Origin of the sequence: Rhizobium etli 8C-3, assembly GCF_001908375.1 — a bacterium.
Classification (GTDB): Bacteria; Pseudomonadota; Alphaproteobacteria; order Rhizobiales; family Rhizobiaceae; genus Rhizobium; species Rhizobium etli_B.
Genome location: NZ_CP017241.1, coordinates 964,370 through 980,254 on the forward strand (window position 1 = coordinate 964,370; position 15,885 = coordinate 980,254).

Consider the following 15,885-nt stretch of genomic DNA (forward strand, 5'->3'; position numbering starts at 1 on the left):
GCAGGAGCGCCCGTCCTCACCGAGCCCTACACCGACGCCTCGAGTGGCATCATCAGCGCTGCCGTTCCGGTCAAGCGCGACGTTCTTGCTGGAGCGCAATGGCTGCTCAGCGTGAGCCGCGCGCCTATTTTGCCAGCGTCGCCACCACCTCGACATGCGAGGTCCAGAGAAACTGGTCGATCGGCGTGACGCCGGTGATTCGGTAGCCGCCCTCGATGAGAATGGTGAGATCGCGCGCCAGTGTCAGCGGATTGCAGCTGACAGCGGCGATTTTCCTAACCGTCGAACGGGCGAGCTCGCGGCACTGGAACTCCGCTCCGGCCCGAGGCGGATCAAAGACCACCGCGTCGTAGACTTTCAGTTCGGACGTCATCAGCGGGCGGCGGAAAAGATCGCGCTTCTCGACGCTGACTGGCTTCAGGCCCTGTGTCTTGCGCGCCGCCTGGTCGAGCGCGGCGAGCGCCTTTTCCTCGCCTTCGACGGCATGCACGCGTCCGATCCGGGCAAGTCGAAGAGAGAAAGTGCCGGCGCCCGCAAAGAGATCGGCAATGCGCTTTGAATTGCCGACATGAGCAAGTACCAGCTCGGCCATCGCCTCTTCGGCTGGCTTCGTCGCCTGCGTGAAGCTGCCGGCCGGCGGCGAGACCTGCACACCGCCGAAATCGATGATCGGCTTTGATGGCTCTACCAGGATTTCGCCATTCAGCGAAACGCGCGCGATGCCGCGAAGGCCAAGCACGGTTTCAATCGCCTTGCGCCGCTGCGGGTCTGGCATTTTCTTGATCCCGTCGACGGCGAGATCGAGCCCGGAAAGTGTTTCGAGAACCGATATGCGAAAGGCCTCGGCGCTGGTCGCAAGCGCTGCGCCAATGGCCTTGATCGCCGGCAGTCGTGCAAGGATCGCTGCCGACGAGATGGGACACTCGTCGATCGCAACGATATGGTGGCTTTCGGCCTGGTTGAAGCCGATCAGCATATCCTTCTCTGTCTTGCGCGCCGCGAAGACGACGCGCCGCCGCTCGCCGGGATGTGCGGGGACGAGTGGGCCGACCTCAGCCGATATGCCCTTCGATTTCAGTGCGTCGATCACCAGCCGCCGCTTGAAGGCCCGGTAGGGCTGATCAGCCATGTGCTGCAGCGTGCAGCCGCCGCAAGTTCCGTTGACGCCGTCCGGGCCGAAATGGCGGCAGGGCGGCTCCTGCCGATCGGCCGAAGGCTTGGCAATCGACATGATCGTGCCGTGGTTCTTGACGCGCGCGATCGCCACGCTTTCGCCGGGCAGCGAAAAAGGCACGTAAATCGGGCCATCGGCGCCCTCGGCGATGCCGTCGCCCTGACCGCCGAGTTTCTGGATCGTGACTGTTTCGGTGCTCACGGCTTCGTTCCTGCGAGTAGAAATTCCTCATTGCCGTCGCCGCCGGCGATCGGCGAAGCGATGAGCCCGAGGCTCTTCCAGCCCATGTCTTCGACGAACCAGCGCTCAAGCTCGGCCGCGACCGCAGGTGCGGAGGAGGGATCCTTCAACAGTCCGCCCTTGCCGATTGCTTCGCGCCCGGCTTCGAATTGCGGCTTTACCAAAAGTGCTGCAATGGCGCCAGGCTCGGCGATTTGCAACGCAGGCGCCAACGCCAGTTTCAGTGAAATGAACGAAACATCCGACACGACGAAGGTGGTTGGCCGGCCGATATCGTCTGCCGTCAAGTGGCGAGCGTTCAGCCCCTCGATACTGGTGACTCTCGCATCGTCTGCGATGCGCGGATGCATCTGCCCGTGACCGACATCGATGGCGGTCACATGTGCCGCGCCGCGCTCCAGCAGCACTTCCGTGAAGCCGCCCGTCGAAGCGCCGACGTCGAGACAGTGGTGGCCCGAGGGATCGAGATGGAAATGATCGAGCGCCGCAATGAGCTTGAGCGCCGCACGGGAGACGTAATCCTGCGCCGGATCATCGACCTCGATCAGGGCGTCCTCGCAAAAGAGGGCCCCCGGCTTTGTCACGACAGCTCCGCCGACCTTGACTGTGCCACGGCTTACCGCATCTCGTGCCCGCGAGCGGCTGGAAAAAAGGCCGAGGCTCACGAGAAGCAGGTCGAGGCGCTGGGTATTCTGATTGGACATCGGCAGTCCATGACCGGCAAAGCCGCTGCTTGCAAGCCTTTTGTTGCGGTCGCTGCAGATGAGTGAGGTCTTTGGAGGAAGTGCAGAGCCCGTGGAAACGGTTCCTCCCCAATTTTGAGCAGGACAGATTAAGCAAATTTAAAGCCGGCGCCCGTAGCTTCGCGGTGATTGCAGCGGTCCGCCCGGGCCGTTCACTGCCATGATGGCATCATAACCTCCACCTGCAGATCATGTTTCAGTTTCATTCGCTCTGCCGCTGCGTCTCGCGCGGCTTGTTTCGCCGTTTTTGTCAGGAGAGTTGACCGGTGTTCGCCAACATGTCGTTGAAGGGAAAGCTTGCCGCAACTTTTGCCGCGCTGATTCTCATCTTCATTTCCGTCTCAGCCTATGTGCACAGCAAGGCGAACGCCTCGGCTGCTGCTGCCGCCGAACAGGAGAAATCGGAGCTCCTGGTCAATCACATCGATGACGCGCTGCAGGCAATGCTGGAGCAGGCCGTCAACCTGCGCGGCTTCATCCTTTTCCGCAGCGACAGCACCTATGGCGATATCTTCGCCAATCGCGAACGCATGCTGAAGGCGATTGCTGCCGCCAAGCAGACAGCTGCAGGCGAGGCGGAGCTGATCGGGATGATCGACGGCATGCAGAAGGCGGCCGATCTTTATTTCCACGAGCTTGCCGAACCGCAGGCCAAGGCGCGCAAGGAAAGCGAGACGCCGATTGCAGACGTCGTCAAGATCGGTGTGAACGCCACCAAAGGACAACTCGACGGCTTCCGTCAGGCGTCCGCCAAGATCAAGGCCGTCGCCCGCGAAAAGTCGGCGACATTTGCCGCAACCCAGCTCGACGCCAACGAAGATCTGACCTTCACGCTGATCGCCGGTGGCATTGCGGCATCGCTTGCCGCAGCCGTGCTCGCCTGGCTTCTATCGCGCACTATCGCGCAGCCGATCGTCGGCATGACCCTCGCCATGGGCCGCTTGGCAGCTGGCCACAACGATATCGACGTGCCGGCGCTCGAGCGCGGCGACGAAGTCGGCCTGATGGCGAAATCGGTGCTGGTCTTCAAGGAGGCCGCAATCGAAAAGCAGCGCCTTTCCGGCGAGACTGACCGAATGCGCGACGAGGCCGAGCGCCAGCGCCGGCTCTCCGACGAGGAAAAGGCCCGCGAGGCAGCCGAGATCCGCTTTGCGATCGACAGTCTGGCGGGCGGTCTTTCGAACCTCGCCAACGGCGATGTCGCAAGCCGGATCGCAACGCCCTTTTCCGCTCACTTCGACAGCCTGCGGAACGACTTCAACCATGCCGCTGAAAAGCTTCAGTCGGCACTCCAGGCGGTTGGCCGCAATGCCTCGGCGATCAATGCCGGCGCCGGCGAAATCCGCTCCGCCGCCGACGACCTCGCACGTCGCACCGAACAGCAGGCCGCCGCCGTCGAGCAAACCGCCGCAGCTCTCGAAGAGGTCACGACTACCGTCCGCGACAGCGCCAAGCGCGCCGAAGATGTCGGTCATCTGGTCGAGCGTGCGCGTCTCGGTGCCGAGCGCTCCGGCGATGTTGTCCGCAAGGCCGTTACCGCCATGCAGCAGATCGAAAAATCCTCGGGCGAGATCAGCAACATCATCGGCGTTATCGACGACATCGCCTTCCAGACGAATCTGCTTGCCTTGAACGCGGGCGTCGAGGCTGCCCGCGCAGGTGATGCAGGCAAGGGATTTGCCGTCGTCGCCCAGGAGGTGCGTGAACTGGCTCAGCGCTCCGCCAATGCCGCCAAGGAGATCAAGGCGCTGATCACGACCTCCGGCGACCATGTCAACACCGGCGTCTCGCTTGTCGGTGAAACCGGCGAGGCGCTTGCCGAGATCGTCAGCGAGGTCCAGGAGATCAACCGCCATATCGGTGCGATCGTCACCGCGACGCGCGAACAGTCGATCGGCCTGCAGGAGATCAACACCGCGGTCAACAATATGGACCAGGGAACGCAGCAGAATGCGGCCATGGTCGAAGAGCAAACGGCGGCAAGCCACGCGCTGGCCCAGGAAGCCAACGCGCTGGACGCCCTGCTGCAACAGTTCAAGCTCGGCCAGGCCGCACCGGCGGCCGTGCCCCGTGCGAAGGCCGCGCAGTCCGGCGCCCGCCCTGTTGCATCGCCCGCCCGAGCGCTGACGAACAAGCTCGCCAGCGCCTTCGGCGGCAAGGCGGCAACCGCCGCAGCCGTCCAAGACGATTGGACGGAATTTTGAGATCGCTGATCGATCTGAAATAGAAAAGGGCGGCCGGTTTTGCCGCCCTTCTCGTTTGTACCTGCGAGATGCGATTGAAGCCGCCCATCCGCTTGCCGTTGCGTTTTGGTGAAACATGGTCGAACCGGGTATGGTCACGGCCGACTGGGACGGCGCCATCCGTTTCCCCGCCGCCATGCCTTCGACGACTGTGAGGCGTTTCGCCTCCTGCGTGACAATCGATTGCGCCGCCGATCTGCTTCAGCCGGCTTTCACCATTGGCGGCAATCTGCTGCAGCAGAACGCATCCACAAGCAGCCGGTTCAGGAAGAGGGTTGCCTGGACCTGCGCATTGTGCGCATCGAGCAGACGCAGCAATCGCACGCCTGCGTCATCAGGTCGCGCCGCGTTATCACCTGCAGCTGACCCTGCCGCCTCGGTGAGGCCCCTACCGGATGGCGTCAGCCCGCAACTCCCACGGCCGCGCCGTGACCGAGTGTCCGGAAGACGGTGGAAACGATCCCTGCGCGGTCGAGGCCCGCATGGGCGTTCATCACCTCTGGTTTTGCCTGCTCCATCCAGATATCGGGCATCGTGAGCGAGCGGACCTTGAGGCCACTTTCGAGCAGGCCTTCCATCGCGAGGAAATGCAGCACATGACTGCCGAAGCCGCCGATGGCGCCTTCTTCGACGGTGATCAGCATTTCGTGGTGGCGGGCGAGCTGGCGGATCAGGCCGTGGTCCAGCGGCTTGGCGAAGCGCGCATCGGCAACTGTGGTCGAAAGGCCGGCAGCCTCAAGATCTTCGGCCGCAAGCAGGCAGTCGGAAAGCCGCGACCCGAAGGAGAGCAGCGCGACCTTGGTGCCTTCCTTGACGATGCGGCCCTTGCCGATCTGCAGGATTTCGCCGCGCGTTGGCATTTCGACACCGACACCTTCGCCGCGCGGATAGCGGAATGAAATCGGGCCGGTGTCATAAGCCGCCGCCGTGCGCACCATATGCTTCAGTTCCGCCTCGTCGGCCGCAGCCATGACGACAAAGCCGGGAAGCGTCGCAAGAAATGTCGTGTCGAACGAACCTGCATGCGTGGGGCCGTCGGCGCCGACGAAACCAGCGCGGTCGATCGGGAAACGGACCGGCAGGCCCTGGATTGCGACATCGTGGACCACCTGGTCGTAGGCGCGCTGCAAGAAGGTGGAATAGAGCGCCGCAAACGGCTTGTAACCCTCGGTGGCGAGACCTGCCGCGAAGGTTACGGCATGCTGTTCGGCGATGCCGACATCGAAACAGCGGGCAGGGAAGATTTCGGCAAGCTTGTCCAGGCCGGTGCCATTCGGCATGGCCGCCGTGATGCCGACGATCTTGTCGTCAAGCGTTGCCTCCTGCACCAGCGCCTCGGCGAAGACGCTCGTATAGCTCGGCGCATTCGGCTTCACCTTGGCCTGCGCGCCGGTGATGACGTCGAATTTGTTGACGCCGTGGTACTTGTCGGCGGCGGCTTCGGCAGGCGGATAACCCTTGCCCTTCTGCGTGACGACGTGGATCAGCACCGGGCCTTCGGCGTTGTCGCGCACATTGCGCAGTACCGGGAGCAGATGTTCGAAGGAATGACCATCGATCGGACCGATATGATAAAAGCCCATTTCCTCGAACATGGTGCCACCGGTCACGTAGCCTCGCGCATGCTCGACAGCGCGGGTCAGCGCCCGGTCGACTTTCTTGCCGAGATAGGCTGTCAGCTTTTTGCCGAAATCGCGAAAACCCATATAGGTTCGGCCGGAGGCGAGGCGGGCGAGATAGGCGCTCATGGCACCCGTCGGCGGGGCAATAGACATGTCGTTGTCGTTGAGGATGACGATGAGCCGTGCGTCGAGCGCGCCGGCGTTGTTCAGAGCCTCGTAAGCCATGCCGGCCGACATGGCGCCGTCGCCGATGACGGCAATCACGCGCCGGTCTGTCTTGCTGAGTTCCGCGGCGACCGCCATGCCGAGACCGGCGGAAATCGAAGTCGATGAGTGCGCCGCCCCAAAGGGATCATATTCGCTCTCGGCGCGCCGCGTGAACCCGGAAAGGCCGCCTTCTTGACGCAGCGTGCGGATCCGCTCGCGGCGCCCGGTAAGGATCTTGTGCGGGTAACACTGGTGGCCGACGTCGAAGATCAACCGGTCCTCGGGCGTGTCGAAGACACTGTGGATGGCGATCGTCAGTTCGACGACGCCAAGACCCGCGCCCAGATGTCCACCGGTGCGCGAGACCGCATCGATCATCTCGTCTCGGACTTCGCGCGCAAGTTGCGGCAGGTCGCGATCCTCGAGCTTGCGCAGGTCGGCGGGATATTTGACCTGGTCGAGCAGCGGGGTTTTCGGCTGATGTGTCACGGGCAGGAGCTCTTTCTTATGGTTCTTGCTTTGCTTATTCGATTAGATTGCGGCAAAACAAGTGCTTTTCAAGAACCGCAACCCCATAATCCTAAAGGAGTTCATCCTTCGGGCAAAGGCACGAATTCCTCTTCGTCCCCCGGAACGATGTCGAAGCGGCCGGTGCGCCACTCCTCCTTCGCCTTCTCGATCCGCTCCTTGGAGGAGGAAACGAAGTTCCACCAGATGTACCGCTTCGAATTCAGCGCCGCGCCCCCAAAGAGCATCAGATGACAGCCCGCAGGACCTGCCTCAAGGGTGATCGCATCGCCTTGCCGGAAGACGAGCAGCTGATCGGCGGCAAAGCGGTCGCCGGCGATGATGACTTCGCCCGAAAGCACATAGGCGGCGCGCTCTTCATGGGCCGCGCCGAAGGGGAACCTGGCACCGGGTTCGATATCGACGTCGGCATAGAGCGTGTCCGAAAATACGCTGACCGGCGATGTCATGCCTTCGAAGGAGCCGATGACGACGCGCCCTCTCACGCCACGTTCATCGATCAGCGGCATCTCGCTTTTTTCCGTATGGGCAAAGGAGGGGTCGATTTCTTCCTTGTCGTCCGGTAGCGCGAGCCAGGTCTGCAGGCCCGACATCAGCAGCGGGTGACCACGCAGATTGTCGGGCGTGCGCTCCGAATGCACGATGCCGCGCCCGGCCGTCATCAGGTTGATGTCGCCAGGCCGTATCACCTTTTCGGTGCCAAGACTGTCCATATGCCGGATTTCGCCATCGAAAAGGTAGGTGACGGTCGACAAGCCGATATGCGGATGCGGTTTCACGTCCAGCGCCTCGCCAGGCTTCAGAATCGCAGGTCCCATCCGGTCGAAGAAGATGAACGGTCCCACCAGCCGCCGCTGCCGCGTCGGAAGCGCCCGCCGCACCTGAAAACCGCCGATATCGCTGGTGCGCGGAATGATCAGATTCTCGATGGCGTCGCAGGCGAAGGCATCACCGGGCAGCGGGTCTTTACCGGGGAAGAAGGACATGGCGGTTCTCCGAGCAAGAGGGCGCGACCAGCAATAGCGCCTGGCGGGCCGCCGCGAAAGGGTTCATGTTCGTCAGATGGCTGTGAAGCCGTTATCGACAAAAAGATGGGCTCCGTTGACGAAGCTGGATTCGTCGCTCGCCAAGTAGAGCGCCGCCCTGGCCACATCTTCCGGTTCACCGATCCTGCCCTGCTGAGCAGCAATGGCGGCGTCGGAAACATCGACGCCAAGCGCTTGTAAGTCGGCAACCTCACGAAGCCCGTGCGGCGTACGGATGAAGCCGGGGCAGACAGCATTGCAGCGGATGTTGCGGTCGCGGAATTCCACCGCAATCGCTCGAGCAAACATATGCACTGCACCCTTGGTCGTGTCATAGAGCACTTCCATCGGCGTCGCGGCAACGGCGGAGATGGAGGAGGTACAGACGATCGATCCTCCGCCTGCCGCGATCATCTTCGGCAATACGGCCTTTGTCATCAGGAACATCGAGCGCACGTTGACGGCATGCAGCCAATCCCATTCCTCAGTCGTCGTTTCCAGAAATGGCTTGATGACGATGGTGCCGGCATGATTGAAGAGCACCGTAACGGCGCCAAAGCGCTCCTCGACACCGGCAACGGCCGTGTTCACCGCTTTCTCGTCGGAAACGTCGGCAATCCAGTAATCCGCTTCACCGCCTGAATTCCTAATGGCCATGACGGTCTGCGCCGCCGCCTCGCCATTGCGGTCTATGATCGCGACACGAGCGCCTTCGGCCGCAAACAGCTTCGACGCTGCGCCGCCCATGCCGGTCGCACCGCCCGAGACGATGGCAACCTTGCTCTTCAGCCTGTCCGTCATTCTGAACTCTTCCCTGTGCTGTTGGTGGGGATGTTAGACTGACGAATTTCTTCCGGCCAGAAGTCTTGGGAGATATCAGGCCCCGTCCAGTGGCTCCGTGCCCTGCGGTTTGCCGGCGCGGTCGAGCCGGATCTTCTCGATGCGGTTTTCTGCAGCCGAAAGCAGCGTCTCGCAATGCTTCTTCAGCGCTTCACCGCGCTCGTAGATCTCGATGGATTCATCGAGCGCCACGTCGCCGCGTTCCAGACGGGCAACGATGCTTTCGAGTTCGGCAACTGCCTTTTCGAAGGAAAGACCGGAAACCTCCGGCTTGGCGCTGTCAGTCATGCTCAACCCTTCATCAATCGAAGCACATGCAGGCCTGCCGATTCGGCAAGCCCTTCCAGATCATAGCCGCCTTCCAACAAGCTGACGACCCGGTTGGAGGCGCTTTTGTCGGCTATCTCCAGCAATCTTCCGGTCGCCCAGTCGAAATCCTCGCCGACGAGATTGATCTGCGCCAGGGGATCTCGATGATGCGCGTCGAAGCCGGCAGAGATGATGATGAGGTCCGGCCGGAAACCGACAAGGGCTGGCAGCACGCGCGATTTGAAAGCCTCGCGGAAATGATCGCTGCCGACATTTGGCGAAAGCGGCGCATTGATGATCGTGCCGTGCTTGCCGCTTTCCTCCTTCGCTCCCGATCCCGGATAAAGCGGCATCTGATGCGTCGAGCAGAAAAGCACGGAGGCGTCGTCCCAGAAGATGTCCTGAGTGCCGTTGCCGTGGTGCACGTCCCAGTCGACGATCGCCACTCGCTCGGCACCATAGCGTTTCTGGGCATGGCGCGCGGCGATCGCCGCGTTGTTGAAGAAGCAAAAGCCCATTGCCGTCGTCTTCTCCGCGTGATGGCCCGGCGGGCGGGCGGCGACGAAGACATTGTCGGCCTTGCCGGTGAAGACGTCATCCACCGCAGCCATCGCCGCACCGACGCCCGTCAGCGCCGCCTGCAGGCTCTTCGGGCTCGCATAGGTGTCAGCCTCGATCTGGTTGATCTCACCGTCTCCTTCCGGAATCTGGCGCATGACGGAGCGCAGATGTTCCTCGGGATGGGCAAGCAGCACGGCCTCCTCATTGGCCAGCGGCGCTTCCTTGCGCTCCAGCCTTTCAAAATTTGGATGGCCAAGTGCGACGTTGATTGCCCGCATCCGGTCCGGCCGCTCGGGATGGCCCGCGGGGGTGACATGTTCGAGAAAGATCGGGTGTTCGTAAAGGCGGGTGCTCATGCGCATACTCTTATCGCTTGCCCCAGTCATGATCCACACCAGATGGCGCAAATGTCGGCAATTTCAACATAGGCGCTCCTTCGTGCGCATGTCACCTCCACCGTTTACTTCGGCCTGTGTCGCCATTAGTCTTCAAGCAGGGATGTGAGGATAGGCAGGCGATGACAAAATCGGCGCGCTCGAACGTAGCGGAAATACGTGTGCCGTTCCGGGACGTCGACATGCATGGTGAGATGTTCATCTCGTCCTATATTTCCTATGCGGAATCCGTACTTGCAAATTTCTGGCTGACGCGTCCGGAAGTGGAAGGCGAGCCAATTTATACTGCAAGCAAGATTTCCTGCATCCTGCACCGGCCCTTGCACTACGACGAACTGGTGGAGTTCACCACCGCGGTCGACAAGATCGGCGTTCGCTCCGTCGGCTTTCTGATTGCCGTTGAGGCGGAAGGCGAACGCGCCGCCGAGGTGGAGATCATCTGGCAAGCGCGCAATCGCGAAGACCTGTCGCCGGCCGCGCTCCCTGAGGAAACGCGCGACTGGCTTTACACCTTCGTCGATTAGGCTCCGATCCTAGGCACGCGCAGGCAGAAGCGGATAGCCGACCATAACGGCGCGGCCGGCGAGTGCTGCGACGAAGGCCTTGATGACATCGCCGGGCACGAAGGCCATCGAACCGACGAACGCCTGTTGCAGGCCGACGCCGGCAGCAACCCAGAGATAGGCGATCCCCAAAGCATAGAGGACGACGATGCCGCCAATCGCGGATGCGAGGAAGAAGCCGACCGTCTGCACGAGGCCGGACTGCTCGGACTTCACCAGGCGCTCGGCGACATAGCCGGTGACGAAAGCGGCAAAGAGCCAGCCGATGAGGAAGCCGGTCGTCGGTGCGGCAAATGCCGCAAGGCCGCCGCGGCCGCCTGAAAGCACCGGAAGGCCGATTGCAACAAGAACCAGCACGATCAGCACGGCGATTGCACCGCGGCGCGCGCCGAGCACGACGCCTGCCATCATGACGCCGAGCGACTGGGCGGTGATCGGCACCGGAATGAAGCCGAGGGTGATCGGCGGTAGAATGCCGAGCGCCACGATGATTGCAGCAAAGAGGGCTGAGAGAACGAGGTCGCGGGTGCTCATCATGGGCTCCGTGTTTACAGAATGTTAACTGACATGCCGCCGAACGCCGCGCGCGTCAATCGCTGCGGCAATATTATCCGCATCTCTGAGCGTGAGGATGATCAACGGCGCAAGCACCGTGACGGGCCGCACCTTGATGCCGCGGGCTGTATGCGCCTCCTTGATCGCCTGGTAGCGGCCAAGGATTTCGGGCACGAAACGGACGACGAGGCCGACTGCAAGTCCCACATCGTTGGCAGCCACCAGGCCGGCCCGCTCCAATGGGCGGGCAAGCAGCGTGACCTCGTCGATGAATTCGCTGATCGTCGTTGTTGCCGTCACCGCCGCCGCAAAGAGCATCAGCGCCGTCAGCCGCAGCAGCGCCACGACCGCACCATGCCAGGGATTGAAGGCGAGGCTGAAAAGTGCCACGACGAGGATCGTCAGCAGCACTGGCTTCAGCCGCGCAATCGCCTGCCCGGAAGACAGGCCGACGCTGGAATAGACCGCCCCTGTGATCAGCACGCCGAGCGAAAGCAGCGCAATGTTGCGGGTCGTGAAGAGAATGACGCCGAGGATTGCGAGAACAAGCAGCTTCGAGCGCGCCGGAAGCCGGTGCATGATGCTGGTTCCCTCGACATAAAGCGATTGCATCAGGCGGTAATCTCCCGGTAGCGCGCGATTGCCTCGGCCGCCGGCGCATCGGCGGCAAGCCTGCCCTCGTGGAAGAGCAGGACACGGCCGAAATCGGCGACCAGTTCCAGATCATGGCTGATCACGATGGCATTTTCGGGCAGGCCCTCGATGATCTTCTGCACCAGTGCGCGATTCTTGAGATCGAGCTGGTTCGTCGGCTCGTCGAGGATCAGGATATCGGGGCCCGTCACCAAAACCGCAGCGAGGGCGGCGATCTGCAACTCGCCGCCAGAAAGCTCGTGCGCCCGGCGCGCTGCTAGATGGGTGGCACCGAAGCGGGCAAGTGCCGCTTCAACCTTCGCTTCGATCTCGGCTTTCGAAAAGCCGCGACCCTTCAATCCGAAGGCAATGTCGTCGCGCACGATCGGCAGGATGATCTGGTTCTGCGGCTGCTGGAAGATGAAGCCGACATCAGGAAGGGCCGAATGGGAGGCGGCCGTGTCCTGGCCATTGACGATCACGCGTCCGGCCGTCGGCTTCGTCAGACCGTTGATCAGCCGCGCGAAAGTGGTCTTTCCCGAGCCGTTGAGGCCGATCACGCCGATGCGGTTTTCCGTGAGAGTAAGGGTCAGCGGCAAAAGCGCTTCCCGCGCGCCATACGTGACTGCAGCCCCTTCGAAGCGGATTTCCAAATCATTCCCCCGTCACAATCCGATGCTGCTTCTATAGCCGCAGCGTCAAAAGTGCAAAACCGGGTGGCTAGGAACATCTTCCCGAATATGATGGACCGATGACGAATCTCTTTTCGAACAGCGATGCCCGCCGGGTTTTCCTCGCCAAACAGGGCCTCAGCTCTGCGCCGAACCGCGCCCTGACGAAGGCCGGGCTGCTGCAGCTGATCCATGACATCGGTTTCGTGCAGGTGGACAGCATCCAGACCGTGGAGCGGGCGCATCACCAGATCCTCTTTTCCCGCAACCAGACATATAGACGCGAACACCTGACCGCGCTCCTGGAAAAGGACGGCGCGCTGTTCGAGCATTGGACGCACGACGCCTCGATCCTGCCGAGCACCTTCTTCAAATACTGGAAGCACAAATTCAGGCATCAGGAAGAGGTGCTCGTCGAACGCTGGCGCAAATGGCGCGGCGAGGGCTTCGAGCATGCCTTCGACGAGACCTACGAGCGCGTCGTTCGCGACGGCGCGATCATGGCCCGCGAGATCAAGGCCGACGGACACACCTCCGGCGGCTGGTGGAACTGGCATCCCAACAAGACCGCGCTCGAATATTTCTGGCACACCGGCAAGTTCGCCATCGCCGGCCGCTCCAATTTCCAGAAGATCTACGATCTGGTCGAGCGTGTCATTCCCGCCCACTTCCGCGATCCGGAAGTAAGCCGCGAGGAGTTTGTCGATTGGGCGTGCCGAAGCGCGTTGGAACGGCTCGGTTTTGCGACACACGGCGAAATCGCCGCCTTTTGGGATCTGCTGTCGCCGGACGAGGCGAAGACCTGGGTTACAACCCATCGTGACGAATTGACCGAAATCCTGATCGAGCCGGCGCTTAGTGGCAAGCCGCGCCCGTCCTGGGCCTTCGCGGATTTCCTTTCGACAGTGGATGACTATTGCGAGGCTCCAGCGCGCGTTCGCGTCTTGAGCCCCTTCGATCCGGCGATCCGCGACCGCAACCGCACCGAACGCCTGTTCGGCTTCTTCTACCGCATCGAAGTTTTCGTACCCGAGCCGAAGCGCGAATACGGCTATTACGTCTTTCCACTGCTCGAAGGTGACAAGCTCATCGGCCGCATCGACATGAAGGCCGACCGCAAGAAGGGCACGCTGGATGTGAAGCGGCTATGGCTGGAGCCCGGCGTGAAGGCTTCTGCCGGACGGATGGAGAGACTGCGGGCAGAACTGGAGCGCGTGGCGAAGTTTGCGGGGGTGGAGAAGGTTGTGTTTGTCGAGGCATGGAGGGGTTAGCCGCGTGGCTATTCTGCCCGCAAGTGCCTGAGCTCACCCAGCCACGCATCCGGCCCCGCAAGCGGCCTTTCCCCTGGCCAAACGGAAACCTCTCACCAAATCTCCGTCTTTGAAATCTTGATTCCAAACCCCTCCAGGCCGACATAGTGTCGCTCGCGGCTGGTGAGCAGCCTGATCGAACTGACGCCGAGGTCTTTCAGGATCTGTGCGCCCAATCCGATTTCCAGCCATTCGCTTTCGCGGCTCTTGGCCTGCGCGTGGGCTTCGCGGCCCTGGCTGCGGGCCTTGCGGCCGTTGTCGTAGTGGCCGACGCCCACGGAGCCTTCACGGAGGTAGACGATGATTCCGCGGCCTTCCTCGGCGATCTTCTGCATGTAGTGGTCGACCGGGCTCTTCTTTCCGAAGAGGTCCTCGGCGACATTTTCCGGGTGAAGGCGCACCGGGATGTCGATGCCGTCGCGTATATCGCCGAAGACGACGGCGAGGTGCTGCATCGGATCCCAAGGGAGCGAATAGGTGTGCGCCTTGGCCTTGCCGAACGGGGTTTCGATTTCGAAGCTGGCGCCGAGTTCGATCAGTGTTTCCTTGCGCTGCCGATAGGCGATCAGGTCTGCGACCGAGACGAGCTTCAGGCTATGCTTTTGTGCAAAGTCGATGACCTGCGGTCCCCGCGTCACCGTTCCGTCGTCGTTGACGAGCTCGCTGATGACGCCGATCAGCGGCAGTCCAGCGAGCCTGCACAGATCGACGGCCGCTTCCGTATGGCCAGAACGCATCAAAACGCCGCCTTCGCGGGCAACAAGTGGAAAAATGTGGCCGGGCCGGACGAAATCGCTCGCACCGACATTCGGATTGGCGAGATTGCGCACCGTGAGCGTCCGGTCGTCGGCGGAAATGCCGGTCGTCGTGCCGTGCTTGAAATCGACGGAGACGGTGAAGGCCGTGGTGTGGGCGGAGTCGTTTTCCGCCACCATGGCGTTGAGGTTCAGGCGCTTCGCCTCTTCTTTCGGCATGGGCGTGCAGACGATGCCGGATGTATGGCGAACGATGAAGGCCATCTTTTCCGGTGTGCAATGGACCGCGGCAACAATCAGGTCGCCTTCGTTCTCCCGGTCGTCGTCATCCATGACGACGACGATTTCGCCGGCTTCGAAGGCTCGGATGGCATCGACGACACGCTTCTGGTCATAAGGCATGAGACGGTTCCTATTTCAGACGGCCGGTCTGGCCGCGGTCGCGGAGGTAGTGGTCGGCAATGGCGCAGGCGACCATGGCTTCGCCGATCGGCACGGCCCTGATGCCGACGCAGGGGTCGTGCCGGCCCTTGGTGCGGATATCGACATTATTGCCATCGGCATCAATCGAGCGCCGCTCGGTGAGAATGGAGGAAGTCGGCTTGATCGCAAAGCGCGCGATCACCGGCTGGCCGGTCGATATGCCGCCTAAGATCCCGCCGGCGTGGTTGGAAAGAAACAGCGGCTTGCCGTCATTGCCCATGCGCATCTCGTCGGCGTTTTCTTCGCCGGTGATCTCTGCAGCGCCGAACCCATTGCCGATCTCGACGCCCTTCACGGCATTGATCGACATCAGCAGCGAGGCGATGTCCTGGTCGAGCTTGGCATAGATGGGCGCACCGAGCCCGGCCGGAACATTTTCAGCCACGACTTCGACGACGGCGCCGATCGAGGAGCCGTTCTTGCGGATGCCGTCAAGATACTCCTCCCATACGGGCACGATTTCAGCATCGGGCGAGAAGAAGGGATTTTGGTTGACCTGATCCCAATCCCAGTTATGGCGGTTGATCTTGTGCTTGCCGATCTGCACGAGAGCTCCGTGAACTTTCATGTTCGGCACGACGAGACGGGCAATCCCGCCGGCCGCCACACGTGCCGCGGTTTCACGGGCGGAGGAGCGGCCGCCGCCGCGATAGTCGCGGATGCCGTATTTGACGTCATAGGTATAGTCGGCATGGCCGGGACGGTATTGTCGGGCAATCTCGCCGTAATCCTTGGAGCGCTGGTCCGTATTCTCGATCATCATCGCGATCGGCGTTCCGGTCGTGGTCATGGTCTCGCCGTCGGCATCCAGCATCACGCCGGACAGCACCTTCACGAGGTCCGCCTCGCGGCGCTGCGTGACGAAACGCGACTGGCCGGGCTTTCGCCTGTCGAGCCAGCCCTGAATGTCTTCGAGCTTGAAGCGCAGGCCGGGAGGGCAGCCGTCGACGACGCAGCCGAGGGCCGGGCCGTGGCTCTCGCCCCAGGTTGTTACGCGAAAGAGATGACCGAATGTATTGTGCGACATG

Annotated in this window: 15 protein-coding genes; 3 read left to right on the forward strand and 12 right to left on the reverse strand. The window is 62.1% G+C overall.

Annotated features, from left to right (window positions below; all coding sequences use genetic code 11):
- Positions 1–124: 124 nt before the first annotated feature.
- Positions 125–1,375, reverse strand: coding sequence for a class I SAM-dependent RNA methyltransferase (locus AM571_RS04845; protein ID WP_074060432.1), 1,251 nt, complete (start codon positions 1,373–1,375; stop codon positions 125–127).
- Positions 1,372–2,118, reverse strand: a complete 747-nt coding sequence (locus tag AM571_RS04850) for a TlyA family RNA methyltransferase (protein WP_074060433.1) — start codon at positions 2,116–2,118, stop codon at positions 1,372–1,374. The genes AM571_RS04845 and AM571_RS04850 overlap by 4 nt, the downstream gene beginning before the upstream one ends.
- A 317-nt stretch (positions 2,119–2,435) precedes the next feature.
- On the opposite strand from AM571_RS04850, the gene AM571_RS04855 reads away from it, so the two are divergent.
- A complete protein-coding gene (locus AM571_RS04855; protein ID WP_074063072.1) occupies positions 2,436–4,361 on the forward strand; it encodes a methyl-accepting chemotaxis protein in 1,926 nt (641 codons plus the stop codon).
- Between the two features lie 440 nt (positions 4,362–4,801).
- Here the strand turns inward: AM571_RS04855 and dxs are convergent, their stop codons facing one another.
- From dxs to AM571_RS04880, 5 genes are all read right to left on the reverse strand, one after another.
- Positions 4,802–6,718, reverse strand: a complete 1,917-nt coding sequence (gene dxs / locus AM571_RS04860) for a 1-deoxy-D-xylulose-5-phosphate synthase (RefSeq protein ID WP_074060434.1) — start codon at positions 6,716–6,718, stop codon at positions 4,802–4,804.
- Between the two features lie 101 nt (positions 6,719–6,819).
- Complete coding sequence (locus tag AM571_RS04865) at positions 6,820–7,743, reverse strand: pirin family protein (RefSeq protein WP_074060435.1); 924 nt, start codon at positions 7,741–7,743, stop codon at positions 6,820–6,822.
- Between the two features lie 72 nt (positions 7,744–7,815).
- Positions 7,816–8,583, reverse strand: coding sequence for an SDR family NAD(P)-dependent oxidoreductase (locus AM571_RS04870; RefSeq protein WP_074060436.1), 768 nt, complete (start codon positions 8,581–8,583; stop codon positions 7,816–7,818).
- A gap of 75 nt (positions 8,584–8,658) precedes the next feature.
- A complete protein-coding gene (locus AM571_RS04875) occupies positions 8,659–8,910 on the reverse strand; it encodes an exodeoxyribonuclease VII small subunit (RefSeq protein WP_022716503.1) in 252 nt (83 codons plus the stop codon).
- A 2-nt stretch (positions 8,911–8,912) separates the two neighbouring features.
- Positions 8,913–9,848, reverse strand: a complete 936-nt coding sequence (locus AM571_RS04880) for a histone deacetylase family protein (protein ID WP_074063073.1) — start codon at positions 9,846–9,848, stop codon at positions 8,913–8,915.
- Positions 9,849–10,009: 161 nt separating this feature from the next.
- On the opposite strand from AM571_RS04880, the gene AM571_RS04885 reads away from it, so the two are divergent.
- Positions 10,010–10,411: an acyl-CoA thioesterase gene (locus AM571_RS04885; RefSeq protein WP_074060437.1), complete on the forward strand. Its 402-nt coding sequence runs from the start codon at positions 10,010–10,012 to the stop codon at positions 10,409–10,411.
- 9 nt (positions 10,412–10,420) lie between these two features.
- Here the strand turns inward: AM571_RS04885 and AM571_RS04890 are convergent, their stop codons facing one another.
- The 3 genes from AM571_RS04890 to AM571_RS04900 are packed head-to-tail and all read right to left on the reverse strand — an operon-like array spanning position 10,421 to position 12,291.
- Positions 10,421–10,984, reverse strand: coding sequence for a biotin transporter BioY (locus tag AM571_RS04890; protein ID WP_074060438.1), 564 nt, complete (start codon positions 10,982–10,984; stop codon positions 10,421–10,423).
- Between the two features lie 24 nt (positions 10,985–11,008).
- The gene (locus tag AM571_RS04895; RefSeq protein WP_074060439.1) at positions 11,009–11,617 is read right to left on the reverse strand and encodes an energy-coupling factor transporter transmembrane component T family protein; all 609 of its coding nucleotides are present in this window, start codon (positions 11,615–11,617) and stop codon (positions 11,009–11,011) included.
- Positions 11,617–12,291, reverse strand: a complete 675-nt coding sequence (locus tag AM571_RS04900; protein ID WP_074060440.1) for an energy-coupling factor ABC transporter ATP-binding protein — start codon at positions 12,289–12,291, stop codon at positions 11,617–11,619. Before AM571_RS04900 ends, AM571_RS04895 begins: the two co-directional genes overlap by 1 nt.
- Before the next feature lie 98 nt (positions 12,292–12,389).
- Between AM571_RS04900 and AM571_RS04905 the strand changes: the two genes are divergently transcribed.
- Entirely contained in the window at positions 12,390–13,580 is a 1,191-nt protein-coding gene (locus tag AM571_RS04905) for a winged helix-turn-helix domain-containing protein (protein WP_074060441.1), read from the forward strand.
- Between the two features lie 92 nt (positions 13,581–13,672).
- On the opposite strand, the gene ribB is transcribed toward AM571_RS04905, so the two are convergent.
- Positions 13,673–14,776, reverse strand: a complete 1,104-nt coding sequence (ribB, locus tag AM571_RS04910; protein WP_074060442.1) for a 3,4-dihydroxy-2-butanone-4-phosphate synthase — start codon at positions 14,774–14,776, stop codon at positions 13,673–13,675.
- Positions 14,777–14,786: 10 nt separating this feature from the next.
- Positions 14,787–15,884: a chorismate synthase gene (gene aroC / locus AM571_RS04915; protein WP_074060443.1), complete on the reverse strand. Its 1,098-nt coding sequence runs from the start codon at positions 15,882–15,884 to the stop codon at positions 14,787–14,789.
- Position 15,885: the final 1 nt, after the last annotated feature.

What these genes read in the sequence shown, in the direction of transcription:
- AM571_RS04850 (WP_074060433.1), bottom strand. Translation starts at nt 2,118, where the DNA reads ATGTCCAATCAGAATACCCAGCGCCTCGACCTGCTTCTCGTGAGCCTC.
- AM571_RS04855 (WP_074063072.1), top strand. Translation starts at nt 2,436, where the DNA reads ATGTCGTTGAAGGGAAAGCTTGCCGCAACTTTTGCCGCGCTGATTCTC.
- AM571_RS04865 (WP_074060435.1), bottom strand. Translation starts at nt 7,743, where the DNA reads ATGTCCTTCTTCCCCGGTAAAGACCCGCTGCCCGGTGATGCCTTCGCC.
- AM571_RS04870 (WP_074060436.1), bottom strand. Translation starts at nt 8,583, where the DNA reads ATGACGGACAGGCTGAAGAGCAAGGTTGCCATCGTCTCGGGCGGTGCG.
- AM571_RS04875 (WP_022716503.1), bottom strand. Translation starts at nt 8,910, where the DNA reads ATGACTGACAGCGCCAAGCCGGAGGTTTCCGGTCTTTCCTTCGAAAAG.
- AM571_RS04880 (WP_074063073.1), bottom strand. Translation starts at nt 9,848, where the DNA reads ATGAGCACCCGCCTTTACGAACACCCGATCTTTCTCGAACATGTCACC.
- AM571_RS04885 (WP_074060437.1), top strand. Translation starts at nt 10,010, where the DNA reads ATGACAAAATCGGCGCGCTCGAACGTAGCGGAAATACGTGTGCCGTTC.
- AM571_RS04890 (WP_074060438.1), bottom strand. Translation starts at nt 10,984, where the DNA reads ATGAGCACCCGCGACCTCGTTCTCTCAGCCCTCTTTGCTGCAATCATC.
- AM571_RS04895 (WP_074060439.1), bottom strand. Translation starts at nt 11,617, where the DNA reads ATGCAATCGCTTTATGTCGAGGGAACCAGCATCATGCACCGGCTTCCG.
- AM571_RS04905 (WP_074060441.1), top strand. Translation starts at nt 12,390, where the DNA reads ATGACGAATCTCTTTTCGAACAGCGATGCCCGCCGGGTTTTCCTCGCC.
- ribB (WP_074060442.1), bottom strand. Translation starts at nt 14,776, where the DNA reads ATGCCTTATGACCAGAAGCGTGTCGTCGATGCCATCCGAGCCTTCGAA.
- aroC (WP_074060443.1), bottom strand. Translation starts at nt 15,884, where the DNA reads ATGTCGCACAATACATTCGGTCATCTCTTTCGCGTAACAACCTGGGGC.